General features: G+C 65.1%; 13 protein-coding genes and 5 pseudogenes. 11 read left to right on the top strand and 7 right to left on the bottom strand.

Annotation, left to right across the window (positions count from 1 at the left end; genetic code table 11):
- Position 1: 1 nt before the first annotated feature.
- Positions 2-1296, top strand: a pseudogene (locus ACTGJ9_RS37345) (MFS transporter).
- On the opposite strand, the gene ACTGJ9_RS37340 reads toward ACTGJ9_RS37345, so the two are convergent.
- A complete protein-coding gene (locus ACTGJ9_RS37340; RefSeq protein ID WP_456675091.1) occupies positions 1293-1700 on the bottom strand; it encodes a DUF4864 domain-containing protein in 408 nt (135 codons plus the stop codon). The pseudogene ACTGJ9_RS37345 and the gene ACTGJ9_RS37340 sit on opposite strands and share 4 nt — an antisense overlap.
- 62 nt (positions 1701-1762) lie before the next feature.
- Positions 1763-2404 (bottom strand): TetR/AcrR family transcriptional regulator, encoded by a 642-nt coding sequence (locus ACTGJ9_RS37335; RefSeq protein ID WP_456678750.1) that lies wholly within the window; start codon positions 2402-2404, stop codon positions 1763-1765.
- 240 nt (positions 2405-2644) lie between these two features.
- Between ACTGJ9_RS37335 and ACTGJ9_RS37330 the strand changes: the two genes are divergently transcribed.
- From ACTGJ9_RS37330 to ACTGJ9_RS37320, 3 genes and pseudogenes are all read left to right on the top strand, one after another.
- The gene (locus tag ACTGJ9_RS37330; RefSeq protein ID WP_456675090.1) at positions 2645-3142 is read left to right on the top strand and encodes a (2Fe-2S)-binding protein; all 498 of its coding nucleotides are present in this window, start codon (positions 2645-2647) and stop codon (positions 3140-3142) included.
- Positions 3139-4193, top strand: a pseudogene (locus tag ACTGJ9_RS37325) (FAD binding domain-containing protein). The gene ACTGJ9_RS37330 and the pseudogene ACTGJ9_RS37325 overlap by 4 nt, the downstream one beginning before the upstream one ends.
- Positions 4186-6446, top strand: a pseudogene (locus tag ACTGJ9_RS37320) (xanthine dehydrogenase family protein molybdopterin-binding subunit). The pseudogenes ACTGJ9_RS37325 and ACTGJ9_RS37320 overlap by 8 nt, the downstream one beginning before the upstream one ends.
- A 34-nt stretch (positions 6447-6480) precedes the next feature.
- On the opposite strand, the gene ACTGJ9_RS37315 reads toward ACTGJ9_RS37320, so the two are convergent.
- Positions 6481-7029 (bottom strand): cupin domain-containing protein, encoded by a 549-nt coding sequence (locus ACTGJ9_RS37315; RefSeq protein WP_456675089.1) that lies wholly within the window; start codon positions 7027-7029, stop codon positions 6481-6483.
- Positions 7030-7176: 147 nt separating this feature from the next.
- Between ACTGJ9_RS37315 and aptA the strand changes: the two genes are divergently transcribed.
- Positions 7177-8505 (top strand): omega-aminotransferase AptA, encoded by a 1329-nt coding sequence (gene aptA, locus ACTGJ9_RS37310; RefSeq protein ID WP_456675088.1) that lies wholly within the window; start codon positions 7177-7179, stop codon positions 8503-8505.
- Between the two features lie 70 nt (positions 8506-8575).
- Positions 8576-9841 carry a D-amino acid dehydrogenase gene (locus tag ACTGJ9_RS37305; protein ID WP_456675087.1) on the top strand — a complete coding sequence of 422 codons (1266 nt, stop codon included), beginning with the start codon at positions 8576-8578 and terminating at the stop codon, positions 9839-9841.
- A 111-nt stretch (positions 9842-9952) separates the two neighbouring features.
- Here the strand turns inward: ACTGJ9_RS37305 and ACTGJ9_RS37300 are convergent, their stop codons facing one another.
- On the bottom strand, positions 9953-10603 hold the full coding sequence (locus tag ACTGJ9_RS37300; protein WP_456675086.1) for a helix-turn-helix domain-containing protein: 651 nt from the start codon (positions 10601-10603) through the stop codon (positions 9953-9955).
- Between the two features lie 179 nt (positions 10604-10782).
- Here ACTGJ9_RS37300 and ACTGJ9_RS37295 point away from each other — a divergent pair, with 179 nt between their 5' ends.
- The 4 genes and pseudogenes from ACTGJ9_RS37295 to ACTGJ9_RS37280 all read left to right on the top strand — a co-directional run bounded on the left by ACTGJ9_RS37295 (position 10783) and on the right by ACTGJ9_RS37280 (position 14241).
- A complete protein-coding gene (locus ACTGJ9_RS37295) occupies positions 10783-11541 on the top strand; it encodes an ABC transporter substrate-binding protein (RefSeq protein ID WP_456678749.1) in 759 nt (252 codons plus the stop codon).
- A gap of 25 nt (positions 11542-11566) precedes the next feature.
- Positions 11567-12220, top strand: a complete 654-nt coding sequence (locus ACTGJ9_RS37290) for an amino acid ABC transporter permease (RefSeq protein ID WP_456675085.1) — start codon at positions 11567-11569, stop codon at positions 12218-12220.
- Complete coding sequence (locus tag ACTGJ9_RS37285) at positions 12217-12948, top strand: amino acid ABC transporter ATP-binding protein (protein ID WP_456675084.1); 732 nt, start codon at positions 12217-12219, stop codon at positions 12946-12948. The genes ACTGJ9_RS37290 and ACTGJ9_RS37285 overlap by 4 nt, the downstream gene beginning before the upstream one ends.
- An 11-nt stretch (positions 12949-12959) precedes the next feature.
- Positions 12960-14241, top strand: a pseudogene (locus ACTGJ9_RS37280) (NAD(P)/FAD-dependent oxidoreductase).
- Here ACTGJ9_RS37280 and ACTGJ9_RS37275 read toward each other — a convergent pair.
- Positions 14238-15825: pseudogene (locus ACTGJ9_RS37275) on the bottom strand (gamma-glutamyltransferase). The pseudogenes ACTGJ9_RS37280 and ACTGJ9_RS37275 sit on opposite strands and share 4 nt — an antisense overlap.
- A 169-nt stretch (positions 15826-15994) precedes the next feature.
- Between ACTGJ9_RS37275 and ACTGJ9_RS37270 the strand changes: the two are divergent.
- Positions 15995-16117, top strand: coding sequence for a hypothetical protein (locus ACTGJ9_RS37270; RefSeq protein WP_456675083.1), 123 nt, complete (start codon positions 15995-15997; stop codon positions 16115-16117).
- A 21-nt stretch (positions 16118-16138) separates the two neighbouring features.
- Here the strand turns inward: ACTGJ9_RS37270 and ACTGJ9_RS37265 are convergent, their stop codons facing one another.
- Together ACTGJ9_RS37265 and ACTGJ9_RS37260 are read right to left on the bottom strand one after the other, a co-directional pair.
- Positions 16139-16315 (bottom strand): hypothetical protein, encoded by a 177-nt coding sequence (locus tag ACTGJ9_RS37265; RefSeq protein WP_456675082.1) that lies wholly within the window; start codon positions 16313-16315, stop codon positions 16139-16141.
- Between the two features lie 9 nt (positions 16316-16324).
- Positions 16325-16558, bottom strand: a complete 234-nt coding sequence (locus tag ACTGJ9_RS37260; protein ID WP_456675081.1) for a DUF6894 family protein — start codon at positions 16556-16558, stop codon at positions 16325-16327.
- Positions 16559-16763 lie beyond the last annotated feature (205 nt).

Genomic DNA, 16763 nt, shown 5'->3' with positions numbered 1-16763 from the left:
CATGCTGCTTGACCGCGGGCCTCGCAGCGGAGAGGTTCCGGTCGTGCACGCACCAAATCACCCGGGACAAAAACCAGCCTCATTCACCCCTGACCCCGTCAGGCCTGGGTGCGGCTTTTGCTCGCACTGCTGATCGGCTCGATCGGCGGCGTCGGCATGTGGGCGGTCGTCGTGGTGATTCCGGTCGTGCAGGCCGAATTCGCCGCCACGCGGGGCGCGGTGTCGCTGGCCTTCACGCTGATGATGTTCGGCTTCGGGCTCGGCGGCGTCATCGCGGGCAAGATCACCGACAAGTTCGGCATCGTACCGGCGATGGCGATCAGCATCGCGTTCCTGGGCGTCGCCAATACGCTGGCGGGGCTGTCGACCCAGCTCTGGCAGTTCGTCGCCGCCTATTTCCTGATCGGGCTCGGCACGTCGGCGACCTTCGCGCCGCTGATGGCGGAGGCTTCGCACTGGTTCGAGCGCTATCGCGGCCTGGCCGTGACCATCGTCGCGAGCGGCAATTATGTGGCCGGCACGATCTGGCCGCCGCTCATCAACGCGGGCATCGAGAGAACCGGCTGGCGCGCCACCCATATCGGCATCGCCTTCGCCTGCGTGGTATTGATGTCGGTCCTGGTTCTGGTCCTGCGCGCGCAGATGGGCGACGACAAGGTCCGCAATCACGCCAACGCGGCGCCGCCACGCGTCGATCTCAGGCTCTCGACCAACACGCTGACGGTGCTGCTCTCGATCGCCAGCATTTCCTGCTGCGTCGCCATGGCGATGCCGCAGGTGCATATCGTGGCCTATTGCGGCGATCTCGGCTATGGCGTGGCGCGCGGCGCCGAGATGCTGTCGCTGATGATGGCCTGCGGCATCGTCAGCCGCATTGGCTCGGGCTATCTTGCGGACAAGATCGGCGGTATTCCGACCCTGCTGATCGGGGCATTGGCGCAAGGCTTTGCGCTGGTGTTCTACCTGTTCTTCGACAGCCTCACCTCGCTCTATCTGATCTCCGCCATGTTCGGCCTGTTCCAGGGCGGCATCGTGCCGAGCTATGCCATCATCGTGCGCGAGGCGATGCCGGCCAGCGAAGCCGCGACCCGCGTCGGTATCGTGATCTTCGCCTCCGTGTTCGGCATGTCCTTCGGCGGCTGGGTCTCCGGCATCATCTTCGATGCCACCGGCTCCTACGCGGCGGCATTCGCCAACGGCGTGGCGTGGAACGCCCTCAATATCGGCATCGTGTTGACGTTGTTGATCCGCTCGCGGATGAATGTGGCGAGGCGCGGACCGGGGTTTGCGACCTAAACCGCCTGTCCCGCCTTTAGCAGCGAGCAGCCGGTGATCTTGTAGCTTCCGTCCGCCTGCTGCTCGAGCGTGTAGAGCGCCTCCCAGGCTTCGCCGTTGGCATCGATGATGTGAACGCGCTGTGCGACGGAGCTGCCGTCGATCTTGCTCTCGCCGAATTCAAAACTCTTGTGACGATAGACCGGTGCGTAGCCGTTCTGCACCATGGACATGAAGATCTCGGGTGCGGGGAAGATCTGCTTGATCGCAGGTGCCGCGTAGGAATAGGCGGCCGTGGCATCATCATGGGCGAAGGCCTGTTCCTGGGCGCGGATCACGCCTTGCGTCGCCGCCACATCGTCAGCGCATACGGCGAGGGGGCTGAAGACAGCTGTGAGAGCGACGACCAGGGCTGCGATGCGCATCACAGGCTCCGCGTTGAGATGCCGGCGGCTGATCCTAGCACGAGTTTGGAAAGATCCGGGACTTACGATCGCTTCCGTTTTGGTGCCGGCCTAGCCGGTTTTGGCGAGCGCGCTTTTGTCTTTGCGACGGGCTGGACACGCAAACCGTCGACGAACACGTCGAGAAGCCGCAGTGCGGTTGACTGCCAGCCGGGCTGGTCGTGGATATAGCACATGCCGAAGAACGCGCGCAGCAAGTCCTCGGGACTGATGTCGGCGCGCATCTCGCCGGCCGCGACTGCGCGGTCGAGCAGCGAGCCCGTCGCCTTCGTCAGCCGATCAAACGAAAACGCGTGCAGCTCGGACCCGCTCTGCACCGCGAGCGCCAAGGCGGCCACCATCCCCTTCTTGGTGGCGACGAATTCGACACCTGAGCGCAGCCAGCGCCTGAGCGCATCGACCGGATCCTTGACGTTCTTCAACTGCTCGGCAAACTCGCTGAGCTGCTCGACCTCGCGCCGGTACACCGCCTCGAACAGATCCTCGCGCGTCGGGAAATGCCGGTAGAGCGTGCCGATGCCGACGCTTGCGCGTCTGGCCACGGCCTCCAGGCTCGCCTCCGGGCCGCCCGCACTAAACACGGCCTTGGCTGCCTCGAGCACGCGCTCGCGATTGCGCAAGGCATCGGCGCGGGGCTTCCGGGTCTGGTCGGTGTGGTCGTCCATGCCGGCAATGTAGATCACGAATTGGTTAGATTGAACCCTCGGCTGGCTGCATCGCGTTGTCGCGCACGGGCTTTTGACGAATTCCAAATATTTTGGAGCGCCCCTTGTTAAGCGGAGGGTGCCTCCGTATCTTCGCCGGGTGCCGGTCCGAACCGACGTCCGGGCGGCGCGATATCGACGGTGGCCACGGCGGTGGCGCGCCGAGCGATGAGCCATGTCCATATCTGATCGGAGCCTTGTATGAACCACTCCATCAGCCTCACCGTGAACGGTGCGCGGCGCGATTTCGTCCTCGACGATCCGCGCGTCACGCTGCTCGATCTCCTGCGTGAGCGCCTCCATCTCACCGGAACCAAGAAGGGATGCGACCGCGGCCAGTGCGGCGCCTGCACCATTCTAGTCGACGGCAAGCGCATCAATTCCTGTCTCGCGCTCGCCATCAGCCATGATGGCGCCGACATCCTCACCATCGAGGGCGTCGCGCGCGGCGATCAGCTTCATCCGGTTCAGGCCGCCTTCATTGCCCATGACGGATTTCAGTGTGGCTTCTGCACGCCCGGCCAGATCATGAGCGCCATCGGCATGATGCAGGAAGCCCAGGCCGGCAACGATCCCGAACGCATCCGCGAATGCATGAGCGGTAATCTCTGCCGCTGCGGCGCCTATGCCGGCATCGTCGATGCCGTGCTCGAGGCGCAGGCCGCTGCCGACGAATCCAACCAGAGGCGCTCCGCATGAAGCAGTTCGACTATGTCAGGCCCGCGACCGTCGCTGAAGCCGTTGCCGCCGCCGCCCAGCCGGGCACGACCTATCTCGCGGCCGGCACCAATCTGCTCGACCTGATGAAGGGCGGCGTCAGCCGACCGGATCGCCTCGTCGATGTCACGCATCTCGACGGGCTCGACCAGATCGAGACTCTCGCCGATGGATCGTTGCGCATCGGAGCGCTGGTGAGTAACGCCGATCTCGCGCATCACGCCGAATTCGCGAGATCGTATCCTGCGGTGGCGGAAGCGCTGCTCTCCGGTGCGTCGGCGCAACTGCGCAATGCTGCGACCGTCGGCGGCAACCTGCTGCAACGGACGCGCTGTGCGTATTTCTACGACACGGCGAGCCGCTGCAACAAGCGCGAGGCCGGCTCGGGCTGCGACGCGCGCGAGGGCGAGAACCGCACTCATGCCGTGCTCGGCTGGAGCGAAAGCTGCATCGCGACGCATCCGTCCGACTTCTGCGTGCCGCTTGTGGCGCTCGACGCCATCGTCGAGATCGAAGGCAGGAACGGTCGTCGCGAGATCGCGCTCGACGAACTGCATCGCCTGCCTGGCAATACGCCTGAGCGCGAGTCCGCGCTTGAGCCCGGCGACCTCATCGTTGCGGTGCGTCTGCCGTCGGCGGCGCGTGGTTTCGCCGCGCATGCGCGCTATCTCAAGGTTCGCGAGCGCACGTCCTACGCGTTCGCCATCGTCTCGGCTGCTGCGGCACTGCGGATCGAGAACGGCAAGGTCGCAGAGGCGCGGCTTGCGCTTGGTGGCGTCGCCGCAAAGCCCTGGCGTGAGCGAGCGGCCGAGGAAGTGCTGAGGGGCGTCGCACCAACGGCAGATGCCTTCCAGGAGGCCGCCCGGCGCGCGCTTGCCGGCGCAAAACCAGCCGGCGACAACGCCTATAAGATCGAGCTCGCACGGCGCATCGTGGTGCGAGCGCTGACCCTTGCCGCAGCCGGTACGCCCGCGCGTATCCCCGCGCTGCCGGCTTCTCCCTTGCCTCGACGTCTGGAGCCATCCATGCCTGAGCTCAATCTTACCAGCGCTCCCGCCCATCTCCGCCACGGCTCGAGCATCGGCCAGCCGCTGACCCGCCGCGACGGCGTGCTCAAGGTCAAGGGGCAGGCGACCTACGCTGCCGACAATCACCCGCCCGGCATGCTATTCGCGGTGATGGCGGTGTCCAGCATCGCGCATGGCCGCGTGACCTCGCTCGATGTCGCGGCAGCCAAGCGTCATCGCGGCGTCGTCGACGTCATGACGCCGGACCACAAGCCGCAGCTCGCGATCGATCCGGAGATCAAGACCAACCCGTTCGTGTTCCGGATGGAGGTGCTGCAAAGCAACGAGGTTCGGTACGCCAACCAGCCCATCGCGGTCGTGATCGCCGAGACGCTGGAGGCAGCAACCGAAGGCGCAATGCTGCTGGCGCCGCGCTATGAGACGCTGCCTGCGCTGATCGGCCTCGATGCCGGCGAAAGTTTTGTGCCGCCTGTCGTTGGTGTCGGTAACCCCGCGGAAAATCATCGCGGCGATGTCGAGGCAGGCCTCGCATCGGCCGAGAAGCAAATAGACGTTGTCTACGAGACGCCGCCGCAATACCACAATGCCATGGAGCCGCATGCGATCGTGGCCAGCTGGGATGGTGACAATGTGCAGATCGACATGCCCACCCAGGGTCTCATGCTGTCGCTGGCGCGCGTTGCCGAACTGTTCGGCATCGCCCACGACAAGATCCACATCCGCAGCCCGTTCCTTGGCGGCGGTTTTGGCTCCAAGGGGCTCATGGCCGGTCCTCCGGTGCTCGGTCTGATGGCCGCAAAGCTGGTCGGCAGGCCGGTCAAGCTCGTGCTGCGTCGTGAGCAGATGTATGGCCCGGTCGGCCATCGTGCGCCGACGCGTCAGCGCTTGCGCATCGGTGCCGACGGTGAGGGGCGCCTGACTGCGCTCGACCACCATGCGCGCACCGTGTCGAGCACGTTCGACGACTTCTACGAACCGGCCGCCGATGCGTCGCACACGCTCTATGCGGCGCCTGCGATCCGCACCTCGCACGATGCCGTGCGCGTCAATACCGGCACGCCATTGTTCATGCGTGCGCCGGGCGAGGCGACGGGATCGATTGCGCTGGAAAGCGCGATCGACGAGATGGCCTGGGCCTGCGGCATGGATCCGCTCGCCTTTCGGCTGAAGAACTACGCCGAGGTCGAGCCGATCACCGGCAAGCCGTTTTCGTCCAAAGCGCTGCGCGCCTGCTACGATCAGGGCGCGGCGCGCTTCGGCTGGTCGAAGCGCGCGCTGCAGCCGCGGCAGATGCGCGACGATGCTGGCCTACTGGTCGGCTGGGGCATGGGCACGGCGACCTTTCCGGCGCTGATGTTCCAGGCCGAAGCCCGTGCAGCGATCCGCCGTGACGGCACCGGCGCGATGGAAATCGGCGCGCATGACATGGGGCAGGGCGCCTGGACGGCGCTGGCCCAGATCGCAGCCGACGCAGTCGGGCTCGACATCGATCGCCTCACGTTCAAGGCTGGTACATCCGACCTGCCCGATGCCGGCATCGCCGGAGGCTCGGCGCACACGGCAACCGCCGGTGCTGCGATCCACAGCGCTGGTGCCGCCGTGATCGCAAAACTCGCAGATCTCGCCACCAATGACGAGCGCTCGCCGCTGTTCGGCGCCGGAAATGCCGGCGTGATCGCGCGCGATGGCCGGTTGATCAGGCGCGACGACGAGAGCCGCAGCGAGAGCTATGCCGAGATCCTCGCCCGTGCAGGCGTCGCGGAAGTCGAGGCCCGCGGCACCGGCGCGCCGAATCCGGCGGCGATGGAGGAGTATGCCATGCACGCCCATGGCGCGGTGTTCGCAGAGGTGAAGGTCGATCCCGAACTCGGCCAGATCCGTGTCACGCGCATGGTCGGCGCCTTCGCCGCGGGGCGCATCGTCAATCCGCATCTGGTGAAGAGCCAGCTGTTCGGCGGCATGATCTGGGGCATGTCCTTGCGCTGCACGAAGAGGCCATCACCGACCGCCGCAGCGGAAGGATCATGAATGCCAATCTCGGCGAGTACCACATCCCGGTGAATGCCGACGTGCCGCCGCTCGACGTGATCACGGTCGAAGAGCATGATCCGCACGTCAATGCGCTCGGCATCAAGGGCGTCGGCGAGATCGGCATCACCGGCAGTGCCGGCGCGGTCGCCAATGCCGTCTGGCATGCGACCGGCGTGCGGGTGCGCCGCTTCCCGATCAGGATCGAGGAGGTACTGACGGGGCTGTAATGACGGGGCGGTGGACGTTCTCCCGTCACCGCCCTCAAAATGTCGGCGGCGTGCAGGCCGAGATCACTTCGCACGGCTTGCCGCCGACGCAGCGGAAGCGATGCGGACGACGGCTCTCGAAATAATAGGCGTCGCCCGGATTGAGGATGCGGCGCTCGTCCTCGACCGTGACTTCGAGCTTTCCTGAAATCACGATGCCGCCTTCCTCGCCGTCATGAATGAGATGCACGCGCCCGGTATCGCTGCCGGGCTCGTAGCGCTCCTTCAAGATCTGCAGGCTGCGGCCGAACAGATTGTCGCCGACTTGCCGATACGAGATCGGCTTCTTGCCGACCTCGGTCAGCTCCTCCGAGCGATAAAAGATCTTGCGCCGGCTCTCCGGCTCCAGCGCGAAGAACTCGGCTAGCCCCATCGGGATGCCGTCGAGGATGCGCTTGAGCGCGCCGACCGACGGGTTCATCTGGTTGGATCTGATCAGCGAGATCGTCGAATTGGTGACGCCGGCGCGCTTGGCGAGCTCCCGCTGCGACAGCTTCTGGCGCGCCCGGATGAATCGCAGCCGCCCACCGATGTCGACGCTCATGCCCAAGTCCCTGTTGCAAGTGTTGCGGATCGCGCAAATATGGACCGGCAGCCTCAGTTAAATCAATGGCTTGCAGGTGATCAGAAAAGGACTTGTTGCGCTTTGGGAGCCGTGCCTCTGCTATCCCGTCAGCAAAGGAGCGTGGCCGTGACCCTTCATCAGATTCCGAACACTATCAAGACCGACTCGTTCTGGATGCCGTTCACGGCCAACCGTCAGTTCAAGAAGGCGCCGCGCCTGTTCTCCTCGGCCGAGGGCATGCATTACACCACGGTCGACGGCCGCAAGGTGATCGACGGCTCCGCCGGACTCTGGTGCGTCAATGCCGGCCACGGCCGCAAGCAGATCGCCGCCGCCGTCGAGCGGCAGCTGATGACGCTGGACTTCGCGCCGTCGTTCCAGATGGGCCATCCGCTGGCGTTCGACTTCGCCGAGCGTCTCGCCGAGATCGCGCCGAAGGGCCTCGATCGCATCTTCTTCACCAACTCCGGCTCTGAATCGGTCGACACCGCGCTGAAGATCGCGCTCGCCTATCATCGCGCCAACGGCCAGGCGAGCCGCACCCGCCTGATCGGTCGCGAGCGCGGCTATCACGGCGTCGGCTTCGGCGGCACGTCGGTGGGCGGCATGGTCGCCAACCGCCGCGCCTTCGCCACGCTGCTGCCGGGCGTCGATCATATCCGCCACACCCACGATCTCGGCCGCAACGCCTTCGCCAAGGACCAGCCCGAGCATGGCGTCGAGCTTGCTGACGATCTCGAGCGTCTGGTGGCCCTGCATGGTGCCGACACCATCGCTGCCGTGATCGTCGAGCCGGTGCCGGGTTCGACCGCGGTGCTGCCGCCGCCGAAAGGCTATCTGCAGCGCTTGCGCGCAATCTGCGACAAGCACGGCATCCTCCTGATCTTCGACGAAGTCATCACCGGGTTCGGTCGCCTCGGCACGCCGTTCGCGGCCGACTTCTTCGGCGTCACGCCTGATATGATGACAACGGCGAAGGGCATCACCAACGGCACCATTCCCTGCGGCGCGGTGTTCGCCAGCCGCAAGATTCACGACGGCATGATGGTCGGTCCGGAGAACCAGATGGAGCTGTTCCACGGCTACACCTACTCCGCGCATCCGACCGCCTGTGCCGCGGGTATCGCCACGCTCGACATCTACAAGGACGAGGGTCTGCTCACGCGCGGTGCGTCGATCGCGGAATACTGGCGCGATGCGCTGCATTCGCTGAAGGGGCTCCCGAACGTGGTCGACATCCGCAATTGCGGCCTGATGGGCGCGGTCGAGCTGTCGTCGCGTGACGGCACGGTCGGTGCGCGCGGCTACGACGTCATGGTCGACTGCTTCAATCGCGGGCTCTACTTCCGCATGAGCGGCGACTCCTTCGCGCTGTCGCCGCCGCTCATCGTCGAGAAGAGCCACATCGACGACATCGTGTCGATCCTGGGCGACGCCATCAAGCGGGTGGCCTGATAATTGCTCTCGCCGTTGCGAGTTGCTTCCTTGCAGCGGCGAGCGTGATGCCGCGGGAGTTTGACCAAGCGTGAAAGTTCTGATCCTCGGCAGCGGTGTCATCGGTGTCACCTCTGCCTACTACCTCGCCCGTGCCGGTCACGAGGTGACGGTCGTCGACCGTCAGCCCGAACCGGCGTTGGAGACCTCTTTTGCCAATGCCGGCGAAGTGTCGCCCGGCTATTCGTCGCCATGGGCCGGGCCCGGCGTGCCGGTGAAGGCGGTCAAATGGCTTCTGATGAAGCACGGCCCGCTGGTGATCCGGCCGAAGCTCGACCCCCTGATGTGGGTCTGGCTGCTCAAGATGCTGCGCAACTGCACCAGCGCGCGCTATGCGGTCAACAAGAGCCGGATGATCCCGATCGCGGAATACAGCCGCGATTGCCTGCGTGATCTCCGTCGCGACATCGGCATTCAATATGACGAGCGCGCGCAGGGCACGCTGCAGCTGTTCCGCTATCAGGCCCAGCTCGACGGCACCGGCGAAGACATCGCCGTGCTCAAGCAATATGGCGTGCCTTACGAAGTGCTGAGCCGCGAGGGCTGCATCGCGGTCGAGCCGGCGCTGGCCGGCGTCAAGGAAAAGTTCGCCGGCGGGCTTCGTCTGCCGCAGGACGAGACCGGCGACTGCCACATGTTCACACAGGCGCTGGCCAAGCATGCCGAAGCGCTCGGTGTCCGATTCATGTTCAACACCGGCATCGATCGTATCGTCACCGATGGCACGCGGGTCGGTGGCGTCGCAAGCAGCGCCGGGATGTTGCAGGCCGACGCCTATGTTCTCGCGCTCGGAAGCTGGTCGTCGCGGCTCGTCGCGCCGCTCGGCATTTCGCTGCCGGTCTATCCGGTGAAGGGCTATTCGATCACGGTGCCGATCAAGGACGCCTCCGGCGCGCCGGAATCGACCGTGATGGACGAGAGCTACAAGGTCGCGATCACGCGGCTGGGCAGTCGCATCCGCGTCGGCGGCACCGCCGAGATTTCCGGCTTCTCAAGCAAGCTCTACGATGCGCGCCGCGCCACCCTCGATCACTCCCTGACCGATCTGTTCCCGCGGGGCGGCGATCTCTCCAAGGCGACGTTCTGGAGCGGCCTGCGTCCGATGACGCCGGACGGCCCGCCCGTGATCGGCCCAACGCGCTACGCCAATCTCCACCTCAACACCGGCCACGGCACCCTCGGCTGGACCATGTCCTGCGGCTCCGGGCGCGTGCTCGCGGACATGCTCTCGGGCAGGAAGCCGGAGGTCGATGTGAGTGCCCTGACGGTCGATCGGTACGAACACCGGTTTGGCTAAGAGTTCATCCCCTCGTCATTGCGAGGAGCCCTTGCGACGAAGCAATCCAGAATCTTTCCGCGGTGGCAGTCTGGATTGCTTCGCTTCGCTCGCAATGACGGAGCAGAGAGTTCAGCTAGCCCCCGTCACGCAATTCACCCACAGTACTACGGCCTTCGCATCCTGCGCCGGATTGGAAAACCGGTGCGGCCGACGGCTCGCGAACCGAAAGCTGTCGCCTGTCTTCAGCGACCACGTCTCGCTGTCCACGGTCAGCATCATCTCGCCTTCGAGCACCAGGCCGGCCTCTTCGCCGTCATGGGTGTAGAGCTCGTCGCCCGTCGAGCCGCCGGGCTCAAGATGCACCAGGAACAGATTGAGCCGGTTGTCGGCGCTGGCCGGACTCAGCAATTGTTTTGATACGCCGGTGCGCCACAGCTTCAGCTCGGGCCGTTGCAGCCCGCGCGTCACCACCTGATCGGATGTGCCGTCAGCACTCGGGCTTGCGCCGAACAGTGCGGCGATGCCGACGCCGAGCACGTCGGCGAGCGTGGCCAGCACGCGCAGAGACGGCGACGACAGGCCGCGCTCGATCTGGCTGAGGAAGCCGATCGACAGATCCGTGCGCGCGGCGACCGTCTCGAGCGAGAATTGCCTGACACGCCTGAGATCGCGGATACGGCGGCCGACCGCGACGTCCATGGCAGGCTCGGTCGGCTTCGCCGCAGTCTTCTTGCCGCTCCTGATCTTGTTAACCGGCTTTGCGGCGGCCGGGTTGCGCATTCTTTTGCCACCGCTCACGTCAAACCGCGTCCTTCATGTGGATGAAAACCGCTTGCATCGCCGGCGAAAGTGTGGCCCAATTTTCATGTTGGTGAAAATAGGCCGAAACGGCTCGGCCCGCAATGTCTGCGATGACGACATTTGCGAGCGCCGCATCGGCCGTGCCCAAAGGGGATGCGATGAAGCGTTTTGGTCTGGCCGCGGTCGCGGCGCTCGCACTTGCAGCTGTCGCCCCGGCTTCGGCACAGCAGGTGCTGAAAGTCGGCTCGACGCCAACGGGCATTCCGTTCACCTTCCTCGACACCAAGACCAACACCATCCAGGGCATCATGGTCGATCTCGTCACCGAGATCGGCAAGGATGCCGGCTTCAACGTGCAGATCGAGCCGATGCAGTTCTCGGCACTGATCCCGTCGCTGACCTCGAGCAAGATCGATATCATCGCGGCTGCGATGTTCATCACCGCGCCGCGCAAGGAGGTCGTCGATTTCTCCGACCCGATCTACACCTATGGCGAAGGCCTGGTCGTGCCGAAGAGCGACAGCAAAGCCTATGCCACGCAGGACGATCTGAAGGGCGAGACAGTCGGCGCCCAGGTCGGCACCGCCTTCGTCGATGCGCTGAAGAAGTCCGGCCTGTTCGCCGAGGTCAAGGCCTACGACACCATCCCCGACATCCTGCGCGACGTGAACACCGGCCGCCTCAAGGCCGGTTACGCCGACTATCCGATCCTCGCTTATAACCTGAAGCAGGGCGGTTTCCCCGAGGTCCGTCTCGTGGACGGCTACAAGCCCGTCACCGTCGGCTCGGTCGGCATCGGCGTCCGCAAGGGCGACAGTGCGCTGCTCGGCAAGATCAACGCGTCGCTGGCGAAGCTCAAGGCCAACGGCACCATCGACAAGATCCTCGGTAAATGGGGCCTGAAGGCACAGGGTTGATGAGAGGCTGATCGAAAGCCGCCCGATGAGAGGCTTCTGGCACGACGCCGTCGAGTTCTTCCCGATCCTGATGAGCGGCGTCGCGCTGACGATCGTCGTCACCGTCGGCTCGCTGCTGCTCTCGACGGTGCTCGGCCTGGTCTGGGCGATGATGCGGGTCTCCGGCATCAAGGCGCTGTCGATGCTCAGCGCCAGCCTGATCAACGTGATCCGCGGCATCCCGATCATCGTGCTGCTGTTCTATCTCTATTTCGTGATGCCCGATCTCGGCGTCACGCTCAGCGCGTTGCAGGCCGCGATCCTCGGGCTCGGCATCGCCTACTCGGCCTATCAGGCCGAAAACTTCCGTGCCGGCATCGAGGCGATCGACAAGGGGCAGATCGAAGCGGCGCAGTCGATCGGCATGGGCTGGTGGCTCACCATGCGCCGCGTGGTGCTGCCGCAGGCGGTGCGCATCGTGCTGCCGCCCTACGGCAACGTCATGATCATGATGCTGAAGGATTCATCGCAGGCCTCGACCATCACGGTCGCCGAGCTTGCGTTGCAAGGCAAGCTGATCGCGTCGTCGACCTTCAAGAACACCAACGTGTTCACGATGGTGGCGCTGATGTATCTCACCATGAGCATTCCGCTGATCCTGCTGGTCCGCCATTTCGAGAAGCGGGCTGGCAAGAAATGATCGAGCTCAACGACGTCCACAAGAGCTTTGGCGTGAACGAGGTGCTCAAGGGCATCACCGCGCACGTCGAGAAGGGCGAGGTGGTCTGCATCATCGGGCCGTCCGGCTCCGGCAAGTCGACCATCCTGCGCTGTATCAACGGGCTTGAAAGCCATGATCGTGGTGAGATCAACATCGAGGGCCTGAAAGTCGATCGCGATGCGGCCTCGATCGTGAAGGTCCGCACCCAGGTCTCGATGGTGTTCCAGCGCTTCAACCTGTTCCCGCATCGGACGGTGCTCGAAAATGTCATCGAGGGGCCGCTGTTCGTGAAGAAGGAGCCGCGTGTGCAGGTGCTCGAGCGTGGCCGCGCGCTGCTTGCGCAGGTGGGCCTGGCCGAAAAAGCCGACGCGCACCCGCCGCAGCTTTCCGGCGGCCAGCAGCAGCGCGTCGCGATTGCGCGGGCGCTGGCGATGCAACCCAAGGCGATCCTGTTCGACGAGCCGACCTCGGCGCTCGATCCGGAACTCGTCGGCGACGTCCTCGGTGTGATGCGCAAGCTCGCCGACGACGGCATGACCATGGTCGTCGTCACCCACGAGATGGGCTTTGCACGCGACGTTGCCGATCGCGTGCTGTTCATCGACGGCGGCGTTATTGTCGAGCAGGGCCCGGCCAAGGCGCTGCTCAACCAACCCCAGCATCCGCGCACGCAGGACTTTTTGCGCCGCGTCCTGCATCCGCTCTGATCGGACTTCCGATGACGCGCCTGCCTCTGCCGCCCTCGCTCTATGCCGACACCGCCGCCGCGCCGGTGGCCACGCCGCCGCTCGATGCGGACAAGAATGTCTCCGTCGCCATCGTCGGCGGCGGCTATACGGGGCTGTCCACGGCGTTGCATCTGGCCGAGCAAGGCGTGGAGGCGCTGGTGCTGGAGGCGCAGGAGCCGGGCTGGGGCGCGTCGGGCAACAATGGCGGCCACACCAATCCAGGCCTGAAGCACGATCCCGATCAGATCGAGGCGGATTTCGGCGCGGAGCTCGGCCGTCGTATGATCGAGTTCTCCTACGGCACGACAAACTTCACACACGATTTGATCCGCCGTTACCAGATCCCTTGCGAAGCGCGTCAGAACGGCACGCTGCGCGCGGCTTACAACGAAGCCAACGCGGCTGCGATCGGGGCAACCGCCCAGCAATGCATCCGGCGCGGCATGCCGGTAACGTATCTGAATCGCGAACAGCTGCGCGAGATGACCGGCACGGATCGCTACATCGGCGCCATGCTCGACACACGCGGCGGCGACCTGCATCCGCTCAGCTACGCCCGTGGCCCGCGCGCGCCGCGATCTCCGCGGGCGCGAAGGTGCATGGCGAGACACCGGCGCTGTCGCTTCGTCGCGACGGCAGCCGCTGGCGCATCGAGACGCCGCGCGCGGTCGTGCATGCAGAAAAAGTGCTGCTCGCCACCAACGGTTTCACCGATGATCTCTGGCCGGCGCTTCGCCGCACCATCGTGCCGGTGTTTTCGTCGATCGCTGCCACCGCGCCACTGTCGACGACGTCGCCCGCTCGATCATGCCGACGCGTCCGGTCCTCTATGAAAGCGGACACATCACAGTCTACTACCGCATCGATCAGCACAACCGCCTGTTGATGGGCGGCCGCGGCCCGATGCGCTGGATCAACTCGCCGAACGACGTCGCCTATCTCATTCGCTACGCCGAGCGGCTCTGGCCGCAGCTCAAGGGCGTGGCCTGGACCCATGGCTGGAATAGCCGGCTCGCGATCACCAAGGATCACTATCCGCATGTGCATGAGCCCGCGGAGAACGTCCTGATCTCGCTCGGCTGCAACGGCCGCGGCGTCGCGCTGTCGACGGCGATGGGGGCACAGCTCGCGCGCCGGTTGATCGGGGGCGCCAAAGCCGAGATCGATATGCCCGTCACCGGGATCAAGCCGATCCCGATGCACGCGTTCTGGCCGGTTGGCGTGACCACTGCGGTGATTGCCGGCCGTGTCCGCGACCGGCTGGGGATCTAGCTTTCCGCCACCGCGTCGGCCCAGGGCTGGAAGATCTCGACCGCGCCGGAATTGATGTCGCCGTCGCGCATCACCACACTCGGGCAGGCGAACTTCATCGGCAGGGTCTGCACCGGCGTTTCCCTGTAGTCGAAGCGAACGGCAAGCGCCTTGCGTACATCCGCCGGCAGCCGCGTATCGCCGAGCACGATAGCGCCTTCGCTGCAATCGATGCGGGGCTGATGGATGGCGGCATCGAGGTCCATGTCGAAATCCATCGCAAAGGACACGAGCTGCATCACCGAAGGCAGGATGCGGCGGCCGCCGGAGGCACCGACCGCGAGGCGCTTGCCGTCCTTGGTCTCGGCGATAACAGGCGTGTAGTTGGTGAGGCAGCGCTTGCCCGGGGCGAGCGAGTTGGTGGTAGCAGGCGTCGGATCGAACCACATGATGCCGTTGTTCATGGCAATGCCGGTGTGCGGCGTCACATATTTCGACCCAAAGGACGAGAGCAGCGTCTGCGTCACCGCGGCGATATTGCCGTCCCGGTCGACCACGGAGAAATGCGTGGTGCAGGCCGGCGCCAGATATTCGGCGCCGAGCGAGCGCTTGCCGTCGGCATCGCCCATGTCTTTGAGCCGCTCGCGATAGGCCGCTTGCAGGGCAGCGGCATATTCGGCATAGGCGGCCGCATCCGGCGCGTTCGCCGGCTTCAGACTCTGCTGCAATAGGCGCAGCGCATGCGCCATGGTCGGCCCGGCAGTGAGTTCGGGCGTCGCATACACCTTCCCGCCGCGATAGGGGATCGCCAGCGGCTCGCGCAGATTTGCGCGGAACGCGGCGAGATCCTCGACCGACAGCGAGCCGCCATCGGCCCCGATGTCGGACGCGATGCTCTTGGCGAGATCGCCCTGATAAAAGTCGCGCGGGCCGGCCTCGGCGAGGTGCAACAGCGTCGCCTTCAAATTATCCTGCGGGAGCCGGACCTCAGCCTCGATGCTCCAGGGCGGGCTCGGGGGCAGGCCGTCCTGCAAAAACATTGCCGCGCTCGCGGGATAGCGCCGAAGATCTGCCGCCGAGCCCGCGATCGTCAGCGTGGTCCACCAGTCGGCCAGCAGGCCCTCGCCGGCAAGCCTGGCTGCCGGAGCGACCAGATCTTTCCATGTCATCCTGGCGTGTCGACGGTGCGCCTCCTCCATGCCGGCGACCACGCCTGGCACGGCGATCGCGCCGGGACCGTGAACGTTGCGGTCGTCCTTCACCCGCGGCCACGGAACAGGTCGGACGCGGTGCGTTCTCCGGTGATGGGGTAATCGGCCGCACGCAGGCTCTGCGGCGCGCACATGCCGTAGTCGATCACCTCGTAGCGATTTTCCTTGGCGCGGTAGAGCACCATGGCGCCGCCGCCGCCGATGCCGCTGTTCCAGGGCTCGAGAACGTTCAGCGCAAAGGTGGTCGCCACGATCGCGTCGACGCAATCGCCCCCGCCGCCAACACCTGCGCTCCCACTTCGGCCGCCCGTCGCGATTGCGAGGCAACAATGCCGCCCTTGGAGGTGACGGCAGATTTGCGGACGGTTTGATTGAGGCTGAACTGATGAGGCATGATGTCGCTGAACTCTGTCTTCAGTTGTCTTCTGGATCTCGTTGTCTCGGCTTCGTCGTGCTGACGTCGAAGCTCCCGCAATCGGCGGAGCGTGCGAAGAATGGCACATTGCCGGCAACCGGAACATCGAAAGGGAGACGCGACATGGCAGGTGTGAAGCAGGCGCGGGATGGCGCGGTCGGGAGATCGGCTGGTGCGGCAGGTTCAGGCCATCATCCGCACAAGCGCCGGCGCCGTCGAAAGCCGCAAGGCCGTCGTCGAGAAGCGCAAGGCGAAGTTTACGGGGAAGTAGGCGAGGACGAGCGGGCTGCGGTCAGAGCCCGCGGTTCAGCCGGCTGGCCTGATATTTGGCGTGCCATTTTGGGCCAGGGCCGCGCATGTAGTGGAGCTCGGGGCGGTAGGGGTTGCCTGCGATCCGCACCAGCTTCTGCCACTTGGTGGCGATGAAGGTGAAGGGCTGGCGAAACCGGGTCAAGGACGCGAGCAGCATGGCATCACCTCAATGCGGCTTGCCGAGCATGGCGCTGAAGGGGAGATCGAAAATCTCCTCGCCATCATCGTCACTGACATGGATCACCCAATCACGCCAATCCTCGGCGCCAGGCGTCTCGATCATCGAGCGCATGATCTGGGCGGCGCGGTCGCGCGCCTCGGAGAGGTTGGCGACTGCCGTGCCGTAGCGATCGATCAGCGTGCCTTCGGCATTCGAGCAGTGAAAATACATCTGAACCATACACGCCTCCTCTGGAAAGCGATTTGGACGGCATATCGATACCACCCGAACAGAACGAAAAATATTCGGGCCGAGCCCGGTAAGGGAATCTACGGAGATTGGTCGGCACCACACGCCTTGCAGGTTTGATCACAGGCGGGTGATGTTCAACTGGACGACGCCGGAGCGGCATGGAACAACCTTCGACCGAAAGCTGGGGAGGTTC

It is taken from the genome of Bradyrhizobium sp. RDM12, assembly GCF_051917485.1.
Taxonomy (GTDB): domain Bacteria; phylum Pseudomonadota; class Alphaproteobacteria; order Rhizobiales; family Xanthobacteraceae; genus Bradyrhizobium.
Note: the sequence above shows the minus strand (reverse complement) of the source record. Positions and strands in the feature narration are given on the sequence as shown.

Bases quoted from the DNA above. Each gene is read 5' to 3' on its own strand.
- ACTGJ9_RS37340 (WP_456675091.1), bottom strand. From the start codon at position 1,700: ATGCGCATCGCAGCCCTGGTCGTCGCTCTCACAGCTGTCTTCAGCCCC.
- ACTGJ9_RS37335 (WP_456678750.1), bottom strand. From the start codon at position 2,404: ATGGACGACCACACCGACCAGACCCGGAAGCCCCGCGCCGATGCCTTG.
- ACTGJ9_RS37330 (WP_456675090.1), top strand. From the start codon at position 2,645: ATGAACCACTCCATCAGCCTCACCGTGAACGGTGCGCGGCGCGATTTC.
- ACTGJ9_RS37315 (WP_456675089.1), bottom strand. From the start codon at position 7,029: ATGAGCGTCGACATCGGTGGGCGGCTGCGATTCATCCGGGCGCGCCAG.
- ACTGJ9_RS37300 (WP_456675086.1), bottom strand. From the start codon at position 10,603: ATGCGCAACCCGGCCGCCGCAAAGCCGGTTAACAAGATCAGGAGCGGC.
- ACTGJ9_RS37295 (WP_456678749.1), top strand. From the start codon at position 10,783: ATGAAGCGTTTTGGTCTGGCCGCGGTCGCGGCGCTCGCACTTGCAGCT.
- ACTGJ9_RS37290 (WP_456675085.1), top strand. From the start codon at position 11,567: ATGAGAGGCTTCTGGCACGACGCCGTCGAGTTCTTCCCGATCCTGATG.
- ACTGJ9_RS37285 (WP_456675084.1), top strand. From the start codon at position 12,217: ATGATCGAGCTCAACGACGTCCACAAGAGCTTTGGCGTGAACGAGGTG.
- ACTGJ9_RS37270 (WP_456675083.1), top strand. From the start codon at position 15,995: ATGGCGCGGTCGGGAGATCGGCTGGTGCGGCAGGTTCAGGCCATCATC.
- ACTGJ9_RS37265 (WP_456675082.1), bottom strand. From the start codon at position 16,315: ATGCTGCTCGCGTCCTTGACCCGGTTTCGCCAGCCCTTCACCTTCATC.
- ACTGJ9_RS37260 (WP_456675081.1), bottom strand. From the start codon at position 16,558: ATGGTTCAGATGTATTTTCACTGCTCGAATGCCGAAGGCACGCTGATC.